The following is a 19,901-nucleotide window of genomic DNA, read 5'->3' on the forward strand; positions in this document are numbered from 1 at the left end:
GGTCACGCCCCCAGCAGGCTCTGGCCGCAGACCCGTACGACCTGGCCGTTGACGGCGCCGGACGCGGGCTGGGCGAACCAGGCGGTGGTCTCGGCGACGTCGACCGGCAGCCCGCCCTGGGAGAGGGAGTTCATGCGGCGTCCTGCCTCCCGGATGAAGAGGGGCACGGCAGCCGTCATCCTGGTCTCGATGAAGCCGGGTGCGACCGCGTTGACGGTGACGCCGTGCTCGGCCGCGGCGCGGGGGGCGAGGGAGCGGACCAGGCCGATGATGCCGGCCTTGCTGGCCGCGTAGTTGGTCTGGCCGTCGTTGCCCGCTATCCCGGCGATGGAGGCGGTGGCGACGATCCGGCCACCGCGGTTCACGGTGCCCGCCTCCAGCAGGGCGTCCGTGGTGCGAAGGACGCTGTCGAGGTTGACGTCGATGACCGAGGCCCAGCGGTCGGCCGGCATGTTGGCGAGCCGCCGGTCCCTGGTGATGCCCGCGTTGTGGACGAGGACGTCGAGGCCGCCCGGGGCGGCCGCGGCGATCAGGTCGGCGGCGTCGGGTGCGGTGATGTCCAGCGGCAGGGCGGTGGCTCCCAGCCGGTCGGCGGTGCGCACGAGTTCCTCCTGGGCCTGTGGGACGTCCAGGCAGATCACCCGGGCGCCGTCCCGGGCGAGGACGGAGGCGACGGACGCTCCGATGCCGCGCGCCGCGCCGGTGACCAGTGCGGTGCGCCCGGACAGCGGCGCCGCCCAGTCGGCCACCTCGCCAGGCGCGTCGGCGGTGAACTCGACGACCTGGCCGCTGACGTACGCCGAGCGGGGGGACAGCAGGAAGCGGAGCGTGGACTCGGCCGAGGCGGCACTCGCCCCTGGGGCGAGCCGCAGCAGCTGCGCGGTGGCACCCCGGCCGATCTCCTTGCCGAGCGAGCGTACGAACCCTTCGAGAGCCTGCTGGGCCGCCGCCTGGTGGTGGTCGTCGGCGGACGGTGTGGTGCCGATGACCACGACACGGCCGCCGCCGGCCAGTGACCGTACGACAGGGTGGAGAGCGGCGTGTACGTCGGCGAGCCCGGCGGCCGTGGTGACGCCGGTGGCGTCCAGGACGACGGCGGCGGGGCGTTCGGCCTGTCCGGTGACCTTCAGGCCGGTCGAGGCGAGCACCGGGCCGAGGGTGTCCGAGTGGTCGGAGTCACCTGCCGTGAGGTGGAGCAACGGCCCTTCGAGGGAAGGGGTTTCCAGTGTCCAGCGGCGCAGCGGCGCGGGCTGCGGCAGGCCGAGCCTGCGGCTCAGGAAGCGGCCGGGTGCTGTGCCGGTGAAGTGCAGATAGCGATCGGCCATTGTCTGGACTCCTGCTCGGTCGTAGATTTACTCCAGAGTAAGGTTACTCAAGGGTCAGGAGTTGTCGAGATGAGTTGGTCGAGTTGATTCCCCTCGCACTTCCGCAGCCGCGCCGGGTCGCGGTCATCGGTGGCAGTCGTATTCCGTTCGCCCGCTCGGACGGCCCGTACGCGCGGGCGTCGAACCAGGACATGCTGACCGCCGCGCTGGACGGACTCGTCGAGCGCTTCGGCCTGCGGGGGCAGCAGGTCGGTGAGTTCGTGGCCGGCGCGGTCCTCAAGCACAGCCGGGACTTCAATCTGGCCCGTGAGACCGTCCTGGGCTCCGCCCTCGACCCGTGTACCCCCGCGTACGACATCCAGCAGGCGTGCGGCACCGGCCTGCAGGCCGTCGTCGCCGCGGCCAACAAGATCGCGCTCGGCGCGGTCGACTCGGCGATCGCCGGAGGCGCCGACACCACGAGCGACGCTCCACTCGGCGTCAACGACAAGCTCCGCAGAATCCTGCTGGAGGCGCGCCGCGCCCGGTCGACGGGCGCCCGGATCAAGGCGCTGGCGGCCGCCCGCCCCAGCCACCTCGTCCCGGACATCCCGCGCAACGCCGAACCCCGCACCGGGCTTTCGATGGGCGAGCACGCCGCGGTCACCGCCCGTAAGTGGGGCGTGGCCCGCGAGGACCAGGACCTGCTGGCCGCCACCAGCCACCAGCGGCTCGCCGCGGCGTACGAGCGGGGCTTCCTGGACGACCTCGTCGTCCCGTACCTCGGCCTGGACCGTGACCAGAACCTGCGCCCAGGCTCCACGGTGGAGAAACTCGCCACGCTGAAGCCGGTGTTCGGCGCCGGACACCCCGACGCGACGATGACCGCGGGCAACTCGACCCCGCTCACCGACGGCGCCGCCACCGTGCTGCTGGCGAGCGAGGAGTGGGCCGAGGAGCACGGGCTGGAGCCGCTGGCGTATCTGTCCCTCTACGAGACGGCCGCCGTGGACTACGTCGACGGCGAGGACGGGCTACTGATGGCGCCCGCGTACGCCGTACCGCGCATGCTGGAGCGTGCCGGGCTGACCGTGGAGGACTTCGACCTCTTCGAGATCCACGAGGCCTTCGCCTCCCAGGTCCTCGCGACCCTCGCCTCCTGGGAGGGGCAGGGCCTCGCCCCCGTCGACAGGGACAGGCTGAACGTGGCCGGATCCTCCCTCGCCACCGGCCACCCCTTCGCCGCGACGGGTGCCCGGATCGTGGCGACCCTGGCGAAGCTCCTCGCGGAGCGGGGCGCGCCCGGCAGGGGCCTGATCTCGGTCTGCGCCGCGGGCGGCCAAGGCGTCACCGCCATCCTTGAACGCCCCTGACCCGTCCCCCGGCCGCACCTTTGCACATCCGAACGTGAACGACCCCGCGCACCCAGCAGCCGCCTCGGCGCCGGACCCCAGGACGGGCCCGGCGCCGGACCCCATGTCGAGGAGCCGATCGTGTCCACGCCCGAACCCGCCGCCGTACCCGCCGCGCCCACCGCTCCCGTCCTGGTCGAGCCGACCATGGTCCGGTCGGCCGACGGCACCGTACGGGAGGTCTCCGTGCCGCCGCTCGCGCCGACCGTGCGGCGGGGCTCGCTCGCCGAGATCCCCTTCGACAACGCCCGGGAGGCCCCCTCCGAGGCGGTCCTCAGCCGTAAGCAGGGGGACGGCAGCTGGCTGGACGTGACCGCCGACGCATTCGCCGCGGAGGTGACGGCCGTCGCCAAGGGCCTGATCGCGGAGGGCCTCCAGCGCGGTGACCGGGTCGCGATCATGGCCCGTACGACCTACGAGTGGACGCTGCTCGACTTCGCGTCCTGGGCGGCCGGGCTGGTCACCGTTCCCGTCTACCCCACCTCCTCGGCCTTCCAGACGCGCTGGATCCTCCAGGACTCCGGGGCCGTCGCCTGCGCCGTGGAGACGAAGGAACAGGGCCGGCTGGTCAGTCAGGAGCGGCAGCAGCTCGGGGACCTCGTCCACCTCTGGCAGTTCGACACGGGCGCCATAGGCCGGCTGAAGACGCTCGGTAAGGACGTCCCCGACGCGGTCGTCGCCGCTCGTCGCGGCTCACTGGAACCGGACAGCCCCGCCACGCTCATCTACACCTCGGGCACCACCGGCCGGCCCAAGGGCTGTGTCCTGACCCACGGGAACTTCTTCGCCGAGGTCGACAACGCCATCGAACTGCTCCACCCGGTCTTCAAGTCGGTGTCGAAGTACCCGGCGTCCACCCTTCTGTTCCTGCCCCTCTCCCATGTCTTCGGCCGGATGGTGGCGATCGGGTGCATGCGCGCCCGGGTCCGGCTCGGGCACGGGCCGTCGATCCGGACCGAGGACCTGCTCGCGGACCTGGCCGGCTTCAAGCCGTCGTTCCTGCTGGCCATCCCCTACGTCCTGGAGAAGGTCTTCAACACCGGCCGGGCCACCGCCGAGAAGATGGGCCGCGTCTCGTCCTTCGACCGCGCCGCCCGGATCGCGCAGCGGTACGGCGAGGCGGTCGAGGCGGCCGAACACGGCACGGGTCCCGGCCCCGGCATCGGACTCCGTGCCGCACGCGCCCTCTACGACCCGTTGGTCTACCGGCGTATCCGCGCCGCGCTGGGCGGCCACGTCCGGTACGCGATCTGCGGCGGCTCACCGCTGGGGAGCAGGCTCGCCGCCTTCTACGCGGGAGCGGGCATGCAGATCTTCGAGGGATACGGCCTGACCGAGACCACCGCCGCCGCCACGGTCACCCCGCCCCTCAAACCGCGGCTGGGCACGGTGGGCTGGCCGCTGCCGGGCACCGCCGTGCGGATCGCGGACGACGGAGAGGTCCTGCTCAGCGGTGGCCAGGTCTTCAAGGGGTACTGGGACACCGAACGCGGCGAGGCCGTGCCGTACTCGGAGGGCGACTGGTTCGCGACGGGTGACCTCGGGGCCCTGGACGAGGACGGCTACCTCACGATCACCGGCCGCAAGAAGGACATCATCATCACGTCCGGCGGCAAGAACGTCACCCCGGCCCCGCTGGAGGACTGGCTGCGCGCCCATCCGCTGGTCAGCCAGTGCATGGTGGTCGGGGACAACCGGTCGTTCATCAGCGCCCTGATCACCCTGGAGCCGGACGGCCTCGCGCACTGGCGCCGGATGCGGAAGAAGGAGGACGTCCCGCTGCGCGAGCTCGTCCACGACGAGGAGCTGCGCGCCGCGCTGCAACGCGCGGTCGACGAGGCCAACCGCCTCGTGTCGCGCGCCGAGTCCATCCGTGAGTTCACGGTCCTGACGGTGGACTTCACCGAGGAGAGCGGTCACCTCACCCCGTCGCTGAAGCTGAAGCGGGACGCGATCACGCGGGACTTCGACGCGGAGATCGAGGAGCTGTACCGCAAGTAGCCCGAGCACCCCGACGGCCGCGGGGCGGGGGTCCGGCACGGCGACGGACCTGCGTGAGGACCCGGGCCCCGGGAGTGGCAGGCTCTGCGTGAGTGGGCTCCACGGTGCGCTCGACCGCATACCGTGGAGCCGCCACGGACGACGACGGAGGTGCCTGGCATGCGGATCGCCACAACGATCTTCCTCACCGACGAGACGATCACACCGGTACGGCTGGCGCGCGAGCTGGAACAGCGGGGGTTCGCCGGGCTGTACCTGCCCGAGCACACCCACATCCCGGTGAGCCGGGAGACGCCCTATCCGCCGGGCGGTGAGCTGCCGGCCGAGTACGGCCGCACCCTCGACCCCTTCGTCGCGCTGGGACAGGCCGCAGCCGTCACCGAGCGGCTGGCCCTCGGCACCGGCATCACGCTCATCGCCCAGCACGACCCCATCGATCTGGCGAAGCAGGCCGCCACTCTCGACCACCTCTCCGGCGGCCGTCTCACGCTCGGCATCGGTTACGGCTGGAACGTGGAGGAGGCCGCCGACCACGGCGTGGAGTGGGCGACACGCCGCGCGCTCGGCAGCGACCGGCTGGCCCTGATGCGGGCGCTGTGGGCGGACGAACCGACGGCATACGAGGGTGAGTTCGCCTCCGTGCGGGCGAGCCACGCCTATCCGAAGCCGGTGCAGAGGCCGCGCGGTCCGGTGAACGGTCCGCGCACCCTGATCGGCGGGGCGGCCGGGCCGAAGCTGTTCGCGCGGATCGCCCAGGAGGCGGACGGCTGGCTGCCCATCGGCGGGCGCGGTCTGCCGGAGTCCGTGCCGAAGCTGCGAGCCGCCTGGGAGGATGCGGGGCGCGACCCGGAGCAGCTCCAGGTGGTTCCCTACGCCGTCGTGCCGTCTCCGGGGAAGCTGGCGTACTACGCGGATCTGGGGGTCGCCGAGGTCGTCCTGCAACTTCCCCCGGCCCCGGAGGCCGAGGTGCTGCGCGCGCTGGACGCCTATGCGGCGTATCTGTGAGATACCTCCGGCCGATAACCTGGCGGGGTGATCTTCCGGTGCAACCGGCAGAGCTAAAATCGCATCTATCACCTCCGGACATCGATGGTGCGGCCCGTGTGCGTGTGTGCTCGGCTGCCTGGGGAGCGGGAGCACGATGAACAGGCCGTTGCGGCACATAGCCATATTCTGCGGGCTGTTGATGCTCGCTCTACTGATACGGACCAACTGGCTCCAGTACGCCCAGCGCGAGGAGCTGGCCACCCACGAACACAACCGCCGGGTCAAGATCACCCAGTTCGCCACTCCGCGCGGCGACATCATCGTGGGCGGCAAGGCGGTCACCGGGTCGAAGCTGGTCGAGGGGACCGACTTCAAGTACCAGCGCACCTTCAAACAGGGCCCGATGTACGCCCCGGTCACCGGCTACGCCTCCCAGGCGCAGGGCATGTCCCTCCTGGAGAAGACGTACGACAGCATCCTCAGCGGCCAGGACGAGCGCTTCGCCTTCCGGCACGCCAAGGACATCCTCACCGGCGAGGAGCGGCGTGCCGGCGATGTGGTCACCACCATCGACCCGAAGGCGCAGGCGGCGGCCTACAAGGGCCTGACCGATCTCGAAGCCCGGGGTGCGGTCGTCGCCCTCGAACCGGCGACCGGCAAGGTCCTCGCACTGGTCTCGACGCCCTCGTACGACCCCTCGGTCTTCGCCGGCAACTCCTTCAAGGAGGGCGACAAGTTCCAGGCCCTGATCGACGAGAAGGGCAAGCCGCTGGCCAACCGGCCGTTGCGCGAGACCTTCCCGCCCGGTTCCACCTTCAAGATCCTGACGGCCGCCGCGGCACTGGAGCACGGTGTCGTCGACGACGTCGACGCGCGGACCGACGCGGTCTCCCCGTACCCGCTGCCGCTGTCGTCGAGCAGGATCAGCAGTGAGGCCGGCGACGCGACGTGCAACAAGGCGTCGATGAAGACGGCCATGCAGTACTCCTGCAACAACGTCTTCCTGGACGCCGCCCTCAAGGTCGGGGACGAGGGGATGAGGGAGACGGCCGAGAAGTTCGGCTTCAACAAGGACGTCTACTCGGACGCCTTCGGTGACATGCTCGCCTCGAAGAGCCTCTACCCGCAGGAGCTCGACAAGCCCGGCACCGCCCTCACCGGCATGGGCCAGGGCAGCCTCACCAGCACGCCGATGCAGATGGCCATGGTGACCGCCGCCCTCGCGAACAACGGCAAGCTGATGCAGCCGTACATCGTGGACGAGCTGCGCGGCCCGGACCTGTCCACCCTGGAGAAGCACGAACCGCAGCTCAAGAGCCAGGCGGTCTCGGAGGAGACGGCGAAGAAGGTCCAGGAGATGATGGAGTTCACCGCCGCGGAGGGCAGTGCGAAGCGCGCACTGATCGACGGCGTGACGGTGGGCGGCAAGACCGGTACGGCGCAGCGCGGCGACGACGTGAGCAAGGAAGTCCCCTACGGCTGGTTCGTCTCGTACGGCAAGAACCCCGACGGCCAGTCGGTGGCGGTCGCGGTGTTCATCGACCCGACCGCGATGGACATCTCCCGCTCGGACATCTCGGGCGGCGGCCTGGGCGGACCGATCGCCCGCAGCGTGATGCAGTCGGTGCTGGGGAAGTAGGCCCGCCCTCGTCCATGACCGCCCGCCCGGCGCATCGCCGGGCGGGCGGTCGCGTCATACGGCGGCGGGGCGGTCCGGCACCGTGGCGGGTGGTTCGGGGGCGCCGCGGTCCTCTGTGCGGCTGTCCGCCCACCGCAGGGGCAGGGCCGCGACGGCTCCCGCCACCGAGCCGACGGCCAGGGCGGCGGGGACTCCGGTCCCGATGGCCGACATCACGTGCACCGGTCCGTAGAGCATGCTCAGACCCGTCGAGTCCAGCGCGATCCGCAGCAACTGACCCGCCAGCAGCCCGGTGACGGTCGCGCAGACCGCCCCGGCCGCCATCGCCGGGATCGTGACACGGGTCAGCAGCCCGGGGAGCCACCGCAGCGCACACCACACCACGGCGAGCAGCAGCCCGTCGGCGGCGCGGTACAGCAGCCAGTGGCCGATCGACGTGCCCGCCGGCCCGGCCCAGCCACCGAGCAGCAGCCACTGGCGCAGGAAGTCGCCGGGTTCGGACAACAGCCGCCCGGACAGGGAGACGGTCTGGATCTCGGCGGCGACCGGCTGGTACGAGAGGACGACCAGGGACAGTGCGACGACGAGGGTCCCCACGGTGGCCGCCGTCCGCGCGGCGCGCCGGGGGACGACCGCCCGGGGCAGGTCACCGGCGCCCTTGGCGGTGATCCGGGCGACCAGCACGGTGACCACCGCGGCGACCAGTGCGGCCGGCACCAGGATCTGCCGTCCGGCGGTCATCATGCCCGCCAGCTGAGGGAGGAAGCGGTAACTGCCGCGCCCCTGCGACGCGATCACCCACGGTGCGGAGACGGTGACGGCCAGGGTCCCGGCCACCATGCCCCAGGCCCACACCGCCGCCAGCGTGGCCGGCGTCCTGCGGTTCACCGGGGGCAGCCTGCGTACGAGGAGCAGCGCCCCGGGCACGAAGAAGGCGAAGACCGCGGCGAACCTGATCTGCATGGCGGTCACGTACAGGGCGAGATAGCCGGCGCCCACGGTCGTGCCCGACACCGCGGTGCCCAGCCGGACCGATTCCGGCGGATGGTACGACCAGGGGGTGAGCCAGTGCTCCAGATCGCCGGCCGCCTGGCTGCCGATCACCTCGGCGGTGCCCCGGAGATGCAGCGCGTTCACGCTCGCCCCCGCCCACCACAGCAGTGCCGTGAGCAACAGCGCCCCGGCCAATACTGGTATCGCCGCGCGTCCGTATGTCATGAACTGCCCCCGAATCGATCGCATCCCGTGAATTCCCCCTGGCCGATGGGAGGTTACGGGGCGGTGATCACGCGTGGATCACGGTGGCGCCGACCCGTGGTGGCCGGCCGCGGCCTGCGCGCCGGGCGCTGTCCGGTGGACGGGAATCGGCAGGTGGGGGAGCGCGCATCTGTGCGATCATCACATGCGCTCTCTACATGTTCTACACATGACAGGTGCGCGCTCGGCGTCGTCGAGCCCGCCCGGCACGCGGCGGCTCCGGCGCACGGCCCACTTCACCGCTCCGGGGGGAACGGAATGCCACACCGCCTGGGTACGGCCGCGAGAACCGCGGTCCTTACCGCCCTTGTGCTCACGTTGTCGGTTCTGCTGTCACTGATACTGCCCGCGGGGACGGCGCAGGCTTCCGCCACCGGTACGCCGGGCACCACTGCGGCTGCCGAGGACTGCACCCGGCTTCCGCTGTCCGCCTTCGGCGAAGCCGCTCCCGCAGAGGGCACGGTGGAGGTTCCGGGAGAGGGGGCCGTCTGCTTCACCGTCAGCGTGGAGCGGCCCGGCCTGCACCGGCTGATCGTGAGCGGATCCGGTACGGAGAACACCTACCCGTCCGTCTTCGACGGCGAGACCGAGGTCGACTGCTACGACCCCCAGTGGGGCGCCGGCTGGTGCGACTTGAACCACAAGGGCGCGTACACGCTCAAGCTGTACAACAACTGGCCGGACCCGAGCAGGCCCACCGTCGCTCTCACCCCTCTGCGGACGGACGAGGGCTGCTCCCCCGAGACCGGCACCGCCTGGGACAGCGCCCCGCTCACGGGAGCGGCGGCCGGCCCCACGGCCATCCAGTGCCAGCCCTTCGCCGCGAAGCCCGGCGAGCGGATCACCCACACGATCAGGACCACCGTGTCGGGTGGCAGCGGGTCCTGGATCACCGACGGGACCGGGGCGCACATCTGCCCCCGGTTCAACGAGGACGACAGCGAGGGCTGCGTGCTGCCCGGCGACGGGCCCTACAGGGTTCTGTCGCAGGTCAGTGACGCGGAGCAGGGCTTCCCCGCCGAGTACACCCTCAAGATCCGCAGACTCTCCGAACCGGCCGGCTGCGCGAGTGTCCCGCTCAACACCTACGGCTCCGCGCCCACGGCAGCGGGCTCGGCCACCGGGTGCAAGACCTTCCAGGCCCCGGCCGCGGGACGCTACGACGTGTACGGGGTCGGCTCGTCCAGCCGCACCACGCTCGCCGTGTACGACCGGGAGGGAAAGACCGTCTGCACCACATGGTCGGGATGCTCACTTCCGGCGGCCGGTGCCTACACCGTCCTCACCGACGACTCGACCCTGATCATCGACCGGTCCTCCGCCGACGGCTGCGTACCGGCCGAACCCGGTCTCCACACCTCCGCGTTCACGGCGGTCGGCGAGATCGACTGCCTCTCGCTGCCGTTCCCGGCAGGTGCCCGCATGGCCGTGCTCAAGCCTCTCAGCGGCTCCTCCCCACGCGCGAACGTGACCGCCGTGGACGCCGACGGCGTGCAGCGGTGCGAGGGGAGCGACCTCTCGGGCGGCACCTGTGAGCTGACGGGCAAGGCGCCCTTCCGGCTCCTGGTCTCGACCGACAGCGAGGAAAAGCCCACCGGCAGCTACACGTTCGCCCTGCACCGCACGGACGCGGCGAGCGGCTGCCCGGCCATTCCGGCGGGCGACTTCTCCGCAGACAGCCCCACTGCGCGCTTCTCGACCGGCGAGGGCGTGTTCTCGCGGTGCCTGAGCATTCCGGCCGACGACCACAGCGCGCAGGAGAATCTGCAGCTCCAGGCGGCTCCCGGCACCACGTCCACAGCTCAGTTCAGCGTCCTGGACGCCGACGGCAAGCAGGTCTGCTCGATCTACTCCTCCCTCTCCACCTGGACCACCTGCGCCCTGGCACCCGGAGTCGGCCACACGGTGCTCGTCACCGGCCGCGACACCGCCGCCGAGTACACCCTGACCCGGCGCGACGTCACCTCGACCGCCAAGGGCTGCACCGCGAACCCCGCTGCCAAGGTCGGCGGTCCGTCCACGGGCGGCACCATGGGCGCCCCCGGCACCCTGGTCTGCCGGCAGGTCACCACGGCCGACGCGAAGGACACCCTGCACCTCGACGTGCGCGATGACCTGGGCACCGCGAACGTCGTCGCCTACGGCGCCGACGGCGAGGCCCTGTGCAACAGGAACCAGGCGTGCGCGGTGACCGGTTCCACCCGCTACCAGGTGCTCGTCACCGTACGGGCGGGCCTGAAGGCGGCGCCCTCCTACCGCTTCGACGCCCTCCGCGTCGCCACGGCGACCGGTCCGGCGGACGAGTGCGTGAAGGCGCCCGACGTCAGCTACGGGTACGGCCCGGTCACCGGCACGCTGGACGAGCAGCACAGCGCGGTGTGCGCGGCGCTGCCGACCGCGTACAACGACCGCTTCGACATGAAGATCAGCGACACCACGGGCGCGACCACGACCGCGGTCCCGGCGCTGTACGACGCGAGCCGCGAGAACGGCTGCATCCGCTTCGTGCCGAGCGGATACCAGTGCTACGTCAACGAACCGTACGGCGCGGACGACACGTCGAGCATCCTGGTGCTGTCCCTTCCCGAGACCGCGTCACGGACGTCCTACTCGGCCGAGGCGGTCTGCACGTCCGTCCGCTGCGGTACCGAGAAGGTCACCGTCGGCACGGTGACGCCGACCACCGGCGCCACGGGAAGCAAGGTGACCCTCCAGGTCACCGGCACGGCTCTGCACGAGGACGACACCGTACAGATCCAGAGGTCCGGCAAGATCGTCGAGGCCACCACCACCTCGGTGTCGGCCGACCGAAGGACCCTGACGGCCGTCCTCGACCTGACCGGGGCCGCCGTCGACACCTGGAGTCTCAGCGTCGTCACGCACAACGCGTGGGAGTACGGCAAGGGTTCCTTCACGGTCACCGCGGCCCCCCTGCTGAACCTGACGCCGCCGGCGATCACCGGCACCGGGAAGGTCGGCGGCACGCTGACCGCCGGAACCGGCACGTGGTCGGGCGGTCCTTCGTCGTACACCTACCAGTGGAACGCCGACGGCAAGGCGGTGGCCGGTGCCACCGCGTCGGCCTACGTCCTTCCGGCATCGCTGCTCGGCAAGAAGGTCACCGTCACCGTCGGCGCCGGCAGGACCGGAACCCCGGAGGCCACGGGCACCTCGGCGGCAGTCGTGGTCGCCCAGGGCGCGGCACCGAAGGCCACCACGGCTCCGAAGGTCACCGGCACCGTGAAGGTCGGCTCCAAGCTCACCGCCGCACCGGGCGCCTGGTCCCCGGCCGCCACCTCGTACGCCTACCAGTGGAAGGCGGACGGCAAGGCGGTGGCGGGGGCGACCGCGTCGGCCTACACCGTCCCGGCGTCGCTCCTCGGCAAGAAGATCTCGGTGACCGTCACCGCCCGGCGCACCGGCCACACCGCCGGGGCGGTCACGACGGCGGCGGTGACCGTGGCCAGGGGCACCGCTCCCAAGGCCACCAAGGCGCCCTCGGTCTCGGGCACCGCGAAGGTGGGCAAGGTGCTGAAGGTCGCCCGCGGCACGTGGACGCCCGCTCCGTCCTCGTACACCTACCAGTGGTACGCCGGCGGCAAGGCGATCAAGGGGGCGACCAAGACCTCCCTGACGCTGAAGACCGCACAGAAGGGCAAGAAGATCACGGTCAAGGTGACGGCGCGCCGCACCGGACACAGCGACGGATCCGCCGTCAGCAAGGCGACCAGGGCGGTCGTCCGCTGAGACCGTGAGCCGTCGACGCGCAGACGAAAGGCCGGGCCCTCCATCCCTGATGGAGGGCCCGGCCCGTTTCGCGGGATCCGAGCGTCGGTGCCGGTGTCAGGACCGGGTCAGCGCCTGATCTCCTTGATCTTCAGCATCCGCGTGATGACCTTGTCGAGCTCGTCGTCCTCGAAGACGTTCTTCCAGTCGTCGCGGACGATCGACTCGCGCCCGTAGTCCATCGCGATCAGGCACGCGTCGGAGAACGGGTTGGAGCCCTTGAGGGTGTTCGCCGGCGCGACCTGCGTGTGGCCGAGCAGCATGGCGCGGGCGGCCTTCTCCGGGACGCCCACCGTGTGGACCGTCTCGTGCAGGGCCTCGGTCAGCAGGATCGCGCCCGGCTTCATGACCGGGACGAGCTGCTCGGAGACCGTGCCGAGGACGACGTCCGGGACGGCGAGGATCACGACGTCGGCCTGTGCGGCGGCTCGGCGCTGTCCGTCAGCTCGCGGCCCAGCTCGCGGACGAGTTCCTGGCCCTGGGGGGAGTTCTCGGCGAACAGGGTGGTGAAGTCGCTGATCATCTGTCCGAGGGAAACCTGAAGCCGGGCAGCGCCTGCCCGCCGAGCGCCAGCTGGCGGACGCCCTCGGCGTCGCGCGCTCCAGCGTGCGCGGGGCGCTGTCCGCGCTGGACGTCCTCGGCATCATCGAGATCAGGCCGGGCTCGGGCTCGTACGTCCGTGAAGGAACCTCGGAGTTCCTGCCGCGGGCGATCAACTGGGGCCTGATGCTCGGTCAGCGCCGCACGCACGATCTCGTCGAGGTCCGCACCTTCATGGAGGGGATGTCGGCACGGCTGGCCGTCGACCGGGCGTCCGAGGCCGACGTCGAGCGGCTGGAGGAGCACCTGGAGCGGATGCGGGACGCGGGGACGGACGTCAAGGCGTTCATCGACGCCGATATCGCGTTCCACCTGGAGACCGCGAACATCGCCCGCAACACCGTGCTCAGCGACATCCTGCACTCCATCCGGGCCCTGCTCCAGGTGTGGATGGAGCGGGCCGGGACATCGAGGGCACGGTCAGCGGGACGCTCCACGAGCACGCTGCCGTGCTCGACGCGATCCGGGTGGGCGACCCGGAGGGCGCGGACGCGGCGATGGCCGAGCACATGCGGCTGGCGAGCGACCGGCTGAGGCTCTCGCTGCGCGGGGACGAGGGCCAGGGGGAGTAGGGATCAGGCCCGGGACTGCTCGGGCCGCTCGGCCCGTTCCGTCCGCTCGGGTCCGGGCGGGGCGGACTGCTCGGCCCGTTCCGTCCGCTCGGGTCCGGGCCGCTCGGACTGCTCGGACCGTTCCTTGCGCTCGCATCCGGGCCGCTCGGACTGCTCGGGTCCGGCCGGGGCGGTCGGTGCGGGAAGTGCGTGCAGCTTGCGCGGGCCGGCGGCCGGCTTCCGCCTCCCGGCGCCACCCAGCAGCCCCGGCAGCTCGGTCAGGGAGCTGATGCGCCAGTCCGCCGTCTCCACGACGTCCGGGTGGTCCGCCCACCAGTGACCGTACGGGCCGCGGCGGATGTGGGCAGCCCGCAGCCCCGCGGACTTCGCCGGGAAGAGGTCGTCGGCGGGGTGGTCGCCCACATACAGGGTGGCTTCCGGTGCCGCGCCCGACACCTCCAGCACGCGGGAGAAGAACTCCCGGTCCGGCTTGCCGACGCCCCAGTCACCGGAGGTGACGACCAGGTCGGCCGGCAGGTCCAGGGCCCGCAGCAGTTCTCCGGCGCGGGCCGTCCGGTCGCCCGCGACGACGACCCGCAGCCCGAGAGCGCGGAGTTCGGCCAGGGCGGGGCGGACGTCGGGGTAGAGGTCCGTCTCGTCCAGGTGCTCGCCGCGGCCTGCCGCCGCTCGTGCGTGGTACGCCTCGCTGACGTCCATGTCGGGTCGCAGGACGCGCAGCGCGTCGGTGCAGTCGCGGCCCCGTACGACGGCTGCGCCGACCAGCGCGCTGACGGTGTGCGGCGGGACCCCGAGCCAGTCGGCCCACGAGGACCAGTGGCGGTCGTCGCGGACGAGGGTTTCTCCGATGTCGAAGACGATCGTTTTCATCACCTCTCCGAGCCTACGGGCCAAGTGGGACATAACGGCCAAGGCGCCAGTGCGGGACGGGCGGTTACGCCGGACAGATGCCCTGGTCCGGAAGGAGTGGGGCGCTCGTATGCTCGGAGCATGACCGATCCTCAGCGCCCCACGACCAACGCCATGCGGCGCGCCCTCAGGCGGGCCCGCGACGGTGTCGCCCTCGACGTGGCCGAGGCCGCCGTCCTGCTCCAGGCGCGGGGAGAGGACCTGACCGATCTCGCCGCGTCCGCCGCCAGGGTCCGGGACTCGGGCCTCGATGCCGCCGGCCGGCCGGGAGTGATCACGTACTCCCGCAAGGTCTTCATCCCGCTGACCCGCCTCTGCCGTGACACCTGCCACTACTGCACCTTCGTCACGGTGCCGGGGAAGCTCCGCAGGGACGGACACGGGATGTTCCTGTCGCCGGACGAGGTCCTCGACATCGCCCGTAAGGGTGCCGAAATGGGCTGCAAGGAAGCCTTGTTCACGCTCGGCGACCGGCCCGAGGACCGCTGGCCCGAGGCGCGGGAGTGGCTGGAGGCCGAGGGGTACGACGACACCCTGGCGTACGTGCGGGCCATGGCGGTCCGGGTGCTGGAGGAGACCGGACTGCTCCCGCACCTGAACCCCGGTGTGATGACGTGGACCGACCTGCAGAGGCTGAAGCCGGTCGCCCCCTCCATGGGCATGATGCTGGAGACGACGGCGACCAGGCTGTGGTCGGAGAAGGGCGGCCCCCACCACGGCTCCCCGGACAAGGAGCCGGCCGTCCGGCTGCGGGTGCTGGAGGACGCGGGCCGGTCCAACGTGCCGTTCACCACCGGCATCCTGATCGGGATCGGCGAGTCGTACGAGGAGCGTGCCGACTCCCTCTTCGAGCTGCGCAGGACGGCCCGTGCCTATCACGGCATCCAGGAAGTCATCGTCCAGAACTTCCGCGCCAAGCCGGACACCGCGATGCGCGGGATGCCGGACGCCGAGCTGGAGGAGCTGGCCGCCGCGATCGCCGTCGCCCGCCACATCCTCGGCCCCTCTGCCCGCATCCAGGCCCCGCCGAACCTCGTCGACGCCGAGTACGCCCTGCTGATCGGTGCGGGCATCGACGACTGGGGCGGCGTATCACCCCTCACTCCGGACCATGTGAACCCCGAGCGCCCCTGGCCGCACATCGACGAGCTCGCGGCCCGCACCGCCGAGTCCGGCTTCCAGCTGCGCGAACGCCTCACGATCTACCCGGAGTTCATCCAGCGCGGCGAGCCCTGGCTCGACCCGCGTCTCCTCCCGCACGTGCGGGCCCTCGCCGACCCGGAGACGGGCCTCGCGAAGGAGGGCGCGATCCCGGCCGGGCTGCCCTGGCAGGAGCCCGACCAGGGCTTCGGCGCCTCCGGTCGCACCGATCTGCACCGCACCATCGACACCGAGGGGCGCACCGGCGACCGGCGCGACGACTTCGACGAGGTGTACGGCGACTGGGAGGCCCTGCGGGAGGCCGCCGCGCCCGGCATGGTCCCGTCCAGGATCGACGCCGACGTGCGCCAGGCCCTCGGCCAGGCCGCCGACGACCCCACGAAGCTCACCGACGACCAGGCCCTCGCCCTGCTCCACGCGGACGGGCCCGCACTGGACGAGCTCTGCCGGATCGCGGACACCCTGCGCCGCGACGTGGTCGGAGACGACGTCACCTACGTCGTCACCAGGAACATCAACTTCACCAACGTCTGCTACACCGGCTGCCGTTTCTGCGCCTTCGCCCAGCGGCGTACGGACGCGGACGCCTACACCCTCTCCCTGGACCAGGTCGCCGACCGTGCGGCCCAGGCCTGGGACGTCGGTGCGGTCGAGGTCTGCATGCAGGGCGGCATCCACCCGGACCTGCCCGGCACCGCGTACTTCGACATCGCCCGCGCGGTGAAGGAGCGCGTGCCCGGCATGCACGTGCACGCCTTCTCCCCGATGGAGGTCGTCAACGGCGCGACCCGCACCGGCATGTCCATCCGCGACTGGCTGGCCGCGGCCAAGGAGGCGGGCCTCGACTCGATCCCCGGTACCGCAGCGGAGATCCTCGACGACGAGGTCCGCTGGATCCTCACCAAGGGGAAGCTGCCGACCGCCACCTGGCTGGAGGTCATCAGGACGGCGCACGAGACGGGCCTGCGCTCCTCGTCCACGATGATGTACGGCCATGTCGACCAGCCCCGTCACTGGCTCGGCCACTTCAGGACGCTTGCCCGCCTCCAGCAGGAGACCGGTGGCTTCACGGAGTTCGTCACCCTCCCCTTCATCCACACCAACGCCCCGGTCTACCTGGCGGGCATCGCCCGCCCCGGCCCCACCGACCGGGACAACCGGGCCGTCACCGCGATGGCCCGCCTCCTCCTCCACCCGCACATCACCAACATCCAGACCAGCTGGGTGAAGCTCGGCGCGGAGGGGGCCGCCGAGATGCTGCGCTCGGGTGCCAACGACCTCGGCGGGACCCTGATGGAGGAGACCATCTCCCGTATGGCGGGATCGAGTTACGGCTCGTACCGGTCCGTCCAGGACCTCGTGGCCATCGCCGAACTCGCGGGACGTCCCGCGAAGCCGCGTACGACGCTGTACGGCGAGGTCCCGGAGGAACGCGTCACGGCCGCGGCGGCGTCGGACGGCCACCTCCCGGAGCTGCTGCCGGTGCTGCCGGGCTGAGGCAGACCGGTCGGCGCACGGGGCCCGTCACCGGTACTCCGTCGCGTCGGCCGCCCGGCCGGCGTCGGCCACCTCGGTCAGGTAGCGCCAGCAGTCGGGGCGGGAACCGTCGAGGTCGGTGAAGCCGTACTCCCGGGCGAGTTGCCCGCTGGACAACGACTGCCCGTTCCGGCGGGCGAGGTCGGCGTCGGCCGCCAGAGCGGCGACCGCCCGCCCGACGTACGCCGGGCTCTCCGAGATGCAGAAGTGCGGCACCTCGGTCAGTGCATCGCGCCAGTTCTCCTCGGCCACGCCGAAGGCGTCGAGCATCATCTCCGAGCGCATCCACCCCGGGGTGAGCGCCACAGCCGTTCCGCCGTGCGGCTTCAGCTCGTGGGAGAGCACGAACGCCATGCGCAGCACGCTGTTCTTGACCAGGTCGTAGAAGTAGGAGTTGCGATAGTTCGCCGTGTTGTACGCGGCGGTGCCGTCGGTCATCTCGACCACGAGCCCGCCCGGCCGCCGTACCAGAAGGGGCAGCACGAAGTGGCTCGTGATCGCGTGCGTCTCCACGCCCAGCCGGAGCAGCCGCAGTCCGTCGTCGAGGTCGTGCTCCCAGACGGGCTTGCCGAACGCGAACAGCCGCTCGCCGCCCCAGACGTCGTTGACGAGTACGTCGAGCCGCCCCTGCTCGGCGTCGATGCGCCCGGCCAGCGCACGGACCTGCTCGGGCACCAGGTGGTCGGTCGGTACCGCGATACCGGTTCCACCCGCCGCGGTGACGAGCTCCGCGGTCTCCTCGATCGTCTCGGACCGGTCGTACTCCGAGCGCCGTTCCCGCGTCGTGCGGCCGGTGACGTAGACGGTCGCACCCGCCGCGCCCAGCCGGACCGCGATCCCGCGCCCGGCACCACGCGTGGCACCCGCGACCAGCGCGATCCTTCCGTGGAGTGCGGATGCCGAAGTGGGCGAAGTGTCGGACATGAATCCCCTTGAGGTCCTGTGCCTGGATGTGTCCCGGTCCACCTGTGTCATCGATGACGACCGGTGAAACCATGTTCCACAAGAATCCCGACATCTTGTGTCGTGATTCTGCGGAGCGAGCACGAGCCCGGGACGCGGATCCTCCGGACGCGGTGGAGTGCCGTCGCGTGTTCAGCCGCCGCTCGCGGTCCCGCCCGCAGCCGTGGCGATCACGTCGTCCAGCACATCCCGCGAACGGCGCAGTTCCTCGATCTTCCTGTCGATGCGGTCGCGCTCCACGGAGAGGTCTCTGACCAGGGTCGATGTGGCGATCTCGGAGGGGCCGCCGTCCGAGTCGCGCACACATGGCAGCAGGTCGGCGATCTTCGCGCTGCACAGGCCGGCGGCGTAGAACTCCTGGATGCGGATGACGCGGTCGACCGCGCCCTCGGCGTAGTCGCGATGGCCTCCGGGGGTACGGTCGGCCGTCAGCAGGCCCTGGGTCTCGTAGTAGCGCAGGGAGCGCTCGCTCACGCCCGTCCGCCGGGCCAGCTCACCGATCCGCATGCTTTCCTCGCCTCCGGACTTGAACCTGACATCAGTGTCAATTCTTACCGTGCCGGTATGACGAACGCAGCGGCTTCCCCGCAGATCTTCGAACCGGCCGGGCTCGGCCCCCTCACCCTTCCCCACCGCCTCGTGATGGCGCCGCTGACCCGGAACCGCGCCACGGCCGAGGGCGTGCCGACCCCGCTGATGGCCGCCTACTACACCCAGCGCGCCTCGGCGGGGCTGATCATCGCGGAGGCCTCCACCCCGAACCCCGTGGGGCAGACCTACCCGAACATCACGGCCATCCACAGCCCGGCCCACGTCGAGGGCTGGCGCCAGGTCACCGACGCGGTGCGGGCCGAGGGCGGCCGGATGTTCCTCCAGATCCAGCACGGCGGACGCGTCGGCCACCCCGACAACAGCGGGCTGACGCCCGTCGCCCCCTCCCCGGTCGCACTGCCCGAGACGATCCACACCCCGGCCGGGCGGGTGCCCTCGGTCGTCCCGTACGAGATGACCCCCGAGGACATCCGCACGACCGTCGCCGACTTCGCCGCCGCCGCGCGCAACGCGGTCGAGGCGGGTTTCGAAGGCGTCGAGGTGCACGGAGCGAACGGCTATCTGCTCCACCAGTTCCTGGCCGGGGGGACCAACCGGCGCACCGACGACTACGGAGGCTCCCCGGCCGGGCGCATCCGTTTCGTGGTGGAGGTGGTCGACGCCGTCGCCGAGGCGATCGGGCCGGAACGGGTGGGACTGCGTGTCTCGCCGGGGAGCACCGTCAACGGCATCGAGGAGGGTGACACCGAGCGGCTCTACCCCGCGCTCCTCGGCGCGCTGGCCGGCCGGGGGCTCGCCTATCTGCACGTGGTGCGTGCCGACCCCGACGACTCCGTCTTCCAGCGGATCCGCAAGGACTGGCCGGGCACCCTGATCGCCAACCCGCTCCTGCCCGCCGACCGCATCCCGGACGACGGCGGCCTCGCCCACGGCGAACGGCTCCTGGCCTCCGGCGCGGACCTGATCGCGCTCGGCCGCCCCTTCCTCGCCAACCCCGACCTGATCCACCGCATGCGCACGGGCGCCCCGGTGAACCAGGTCCGGGACGCGTACCTGATGTACGTGGGCGGGGCGACGGGCTACACGGACTATCCGGCCCTCCCCGCCGACGCCTGACCCGGACCGGGGCTCAGAGCGGCCGGCGGTCACGGGCCCCTCGCGCGCGCCGCCCCGCGACCGGAGACGCAGGTCACATCGCGCCCGTGTCACATCCGGGCGAGCCCGT

The 19,901-nt window shown here is 71.6% G+C and carries 12 protein-coding genes and 2 pseudogenes; 8 read left to right on the top strand and 6 right to left on the bottom strand.

Going from position 1 to position 19,901, the window contains the following annotated elements; genetic code table 11:
• Positions 1-2 precede the first annotated feature (2 nt).
• Entirely contained in the window at positions 3-1,325 is a 1,323-nt protein-coding gene (locus ABZ441_RS19740) for a 3-oxoacyl-ACP reductase (protein WP_358975530.1), read from the bottom strand.
• A gap of 74 nt (positions 1,326-1,399) precedes the next feature.
• Between ABZ441_RS19740 and ABZ441_RS19745 the strand changes: the two genes are divergently transcribed.
• The 4 genes from ABZ441_RS19745 (at position 1,400) to ABZ441_RS19760 (ending at position 7,343) form a co-directional block, all read left to right on the top strand.
• Positions 1,400-2,677, top strand: coding sequence for an acetyl-CoA C-acetyltransferase (locus tag ABZ441_RS19745; protein WP_358975532.1), 1,278 nt, complete (start codon positions 1,400-1,402; stop codon positions 2,675-2,677).
• Between the two features lie 120 nt (positions 2,678-2,797).
• Positions 2,798-4,717, top strand: a complete 1,920-nt coding sequence (locus tag ABZ441_RS19750) for an AMP-binding protein (RefSeq protein ID WP_358975535.1) — start codon at positions 2,798-2,800, stop codon at positions 4,715-4,717.
• Between the two features lie 159 nt (positions 4,718-4,876).
• Positions 4,877-5,722: an LLM class F420-dependent oxidoreductase gene (locus ABZ441_RS19755; RefSeq protein ID WP_358975538.1), complete on the top strand. Its 846-nt coding sequence runs from the start codon at positions 4,877-4,879 to the stop codon at positions 5,720-5,722.
• Between the two features lie 136 nt (positions 5,723-5,858).
• Positions 5,859-7,343 (top strand): penicillin-binding protein 2, encoded by a 1,485-nt coding sequence (locus ABZ441_RS19760; protein ID WP_358975541.1) that lies wholly within the window; start codon positions 5,859-5,861, stop codon positions 7,341-7,343.
• Positions 7,344-7,397: 54 nt separating this feature from the next.
• On the opposite strand, the gene ABZ441_RS19765 is transcribed toward ABZ441_RS19760, so the two are convergent.
• Entirely contained in the window at positions 7,398-8,561 is a 1,164-nt protein-coding gene (locus ABZ441_RS19765; protein WP_358975544.1) for a hypothetical protein, read from the bottom strand.
• Positions 8,562-8,858: 297 nt separating this feature from the next.
• On the opposite strand from ABZ441_RS19765, the gene ABZ441_RS19770 reads away from it, so the two are divergent.
• Positions 8,859-12,347 carry a hypothetical protein gene (locus ABZ441_RS19770; protein ID WP_358975547.1) on the top strand — a complete coding sequence of 1,163 codons (3,489 nt, stop codon included), beginning with the start codon at positions 8,859-8,861 and terminating at the stop codon, positions 12,345-12,347.
• 107 nt (positions 12,348-12,454) lie between these two features.
• Here ABZ441_RS19770 and ABZ441_RS19775 read toward each other — a convergent pair.
• A pseudogene (locus ABZ441_RS19775) lies at positions 12,455-12,888 on the bottom strand (phosphogluconate dehydrogenase C-terminal domain-containing protein); the annotation flags it as partial.
• Here ABZ441_RS19775 and ABZ441_RS19780 point away from each other — a divergent pair.
• Positions 12,859-13,558 (top strand): annotated as a pseudogene (locus ABZ441_RS19780) (FadR/GntR family transcriptional regulator). The pseudogenes ABZ441_RS19775 and ABZ441_RS19780 overlap by 30 nt on opposite strands.
• Before the next feature lie 3 nt (positions 13,559-13,561).
• Here the strand turns inward: ABZ441_RS19780 and ABZ441_RS19785 are convergent.
• On the bottom strand, positions 13,562-14,425 hold the full coding sequence (locus ABZ441_RS19785) for an HAD-IA family hydrolase (protein WP_358975667.1): 864 nt from the start codon (positions 14,423-14,425) through the stop codon (positions 13,562-13,564).
• Positions 14,426-14,545: 120 nt separating this feature from the next.
• On the opposite strand from ABZ441_RS19785, the gene ABZ441_RS19790 reads away from it, so the two are divergent.
• A complete protein-coding gene (locus ABZ441_RS19790) occupies positions 14,546-17,122 on the top strand; it encodes a bifunctional FO biosynthesis protein CofGH (RefSeq protein ID WP_358975549.1) in 2,577 nt (858 codons plus the stop codon).
• Between the two features lie 27 nt (positions 17,123-17,149).
• Here the strand turns inward: ABZ441_RS19790 and ABZ441_RS19795 are convergent, their stop codons facing one another.
• Positions 17,150-18,085 (bottom strand): SDR family oxidoreductase, encoded by a 936-nt coding sequence (locus tag ABZ441_RS19795; protein WP_358975551.1) that lies wholly within the window; start codon positions 18,083-18,085, stop codon positions 17,150-17,152.
• 171 nt (positions 18,086-18,256) lie between these two features.
• Positions 18,257-18,631: a MerR family transcriptional regulator gene (locus ABZ441_RS19800; protein ID WP_205022504.1), complete on the bottom strand. Its 375-nt coding sequence runs from the start codon at positions 18,629-18,631 to the stop codon at positions 18,257-18,259.
• A 57-nt stretch (positions 18,632-18,688) separates the two neighbouring features.
• Between ABZ441_RS19800 and ABZ441_RS19805 the strand changes: the two genes are divergently transcribed.
• Positions 18,689-19,792, top strand: a complete 1,104-nt coding sequence (locus tag ABZ441_RS19805) for an alkene reductase (protein ID WP_358975554.1) — start codon at positions 18,689-18,691, stop codon at positions 19,790-19,792.
• The last annotated feature ends 109 nt before the right edge of the window (positions 19,793-19,901 follow it).

The sequence above is a fragment of the Streptomyces sp. NPDC005752 genome (assembly GCF_040630715.1).
In the GTDB taxonomy this organism is placed as follows: Bacteria; Actinomycetota; Actinomycetes; order Streptomycetales; family Streptomycetaceae; genus Streptomyces.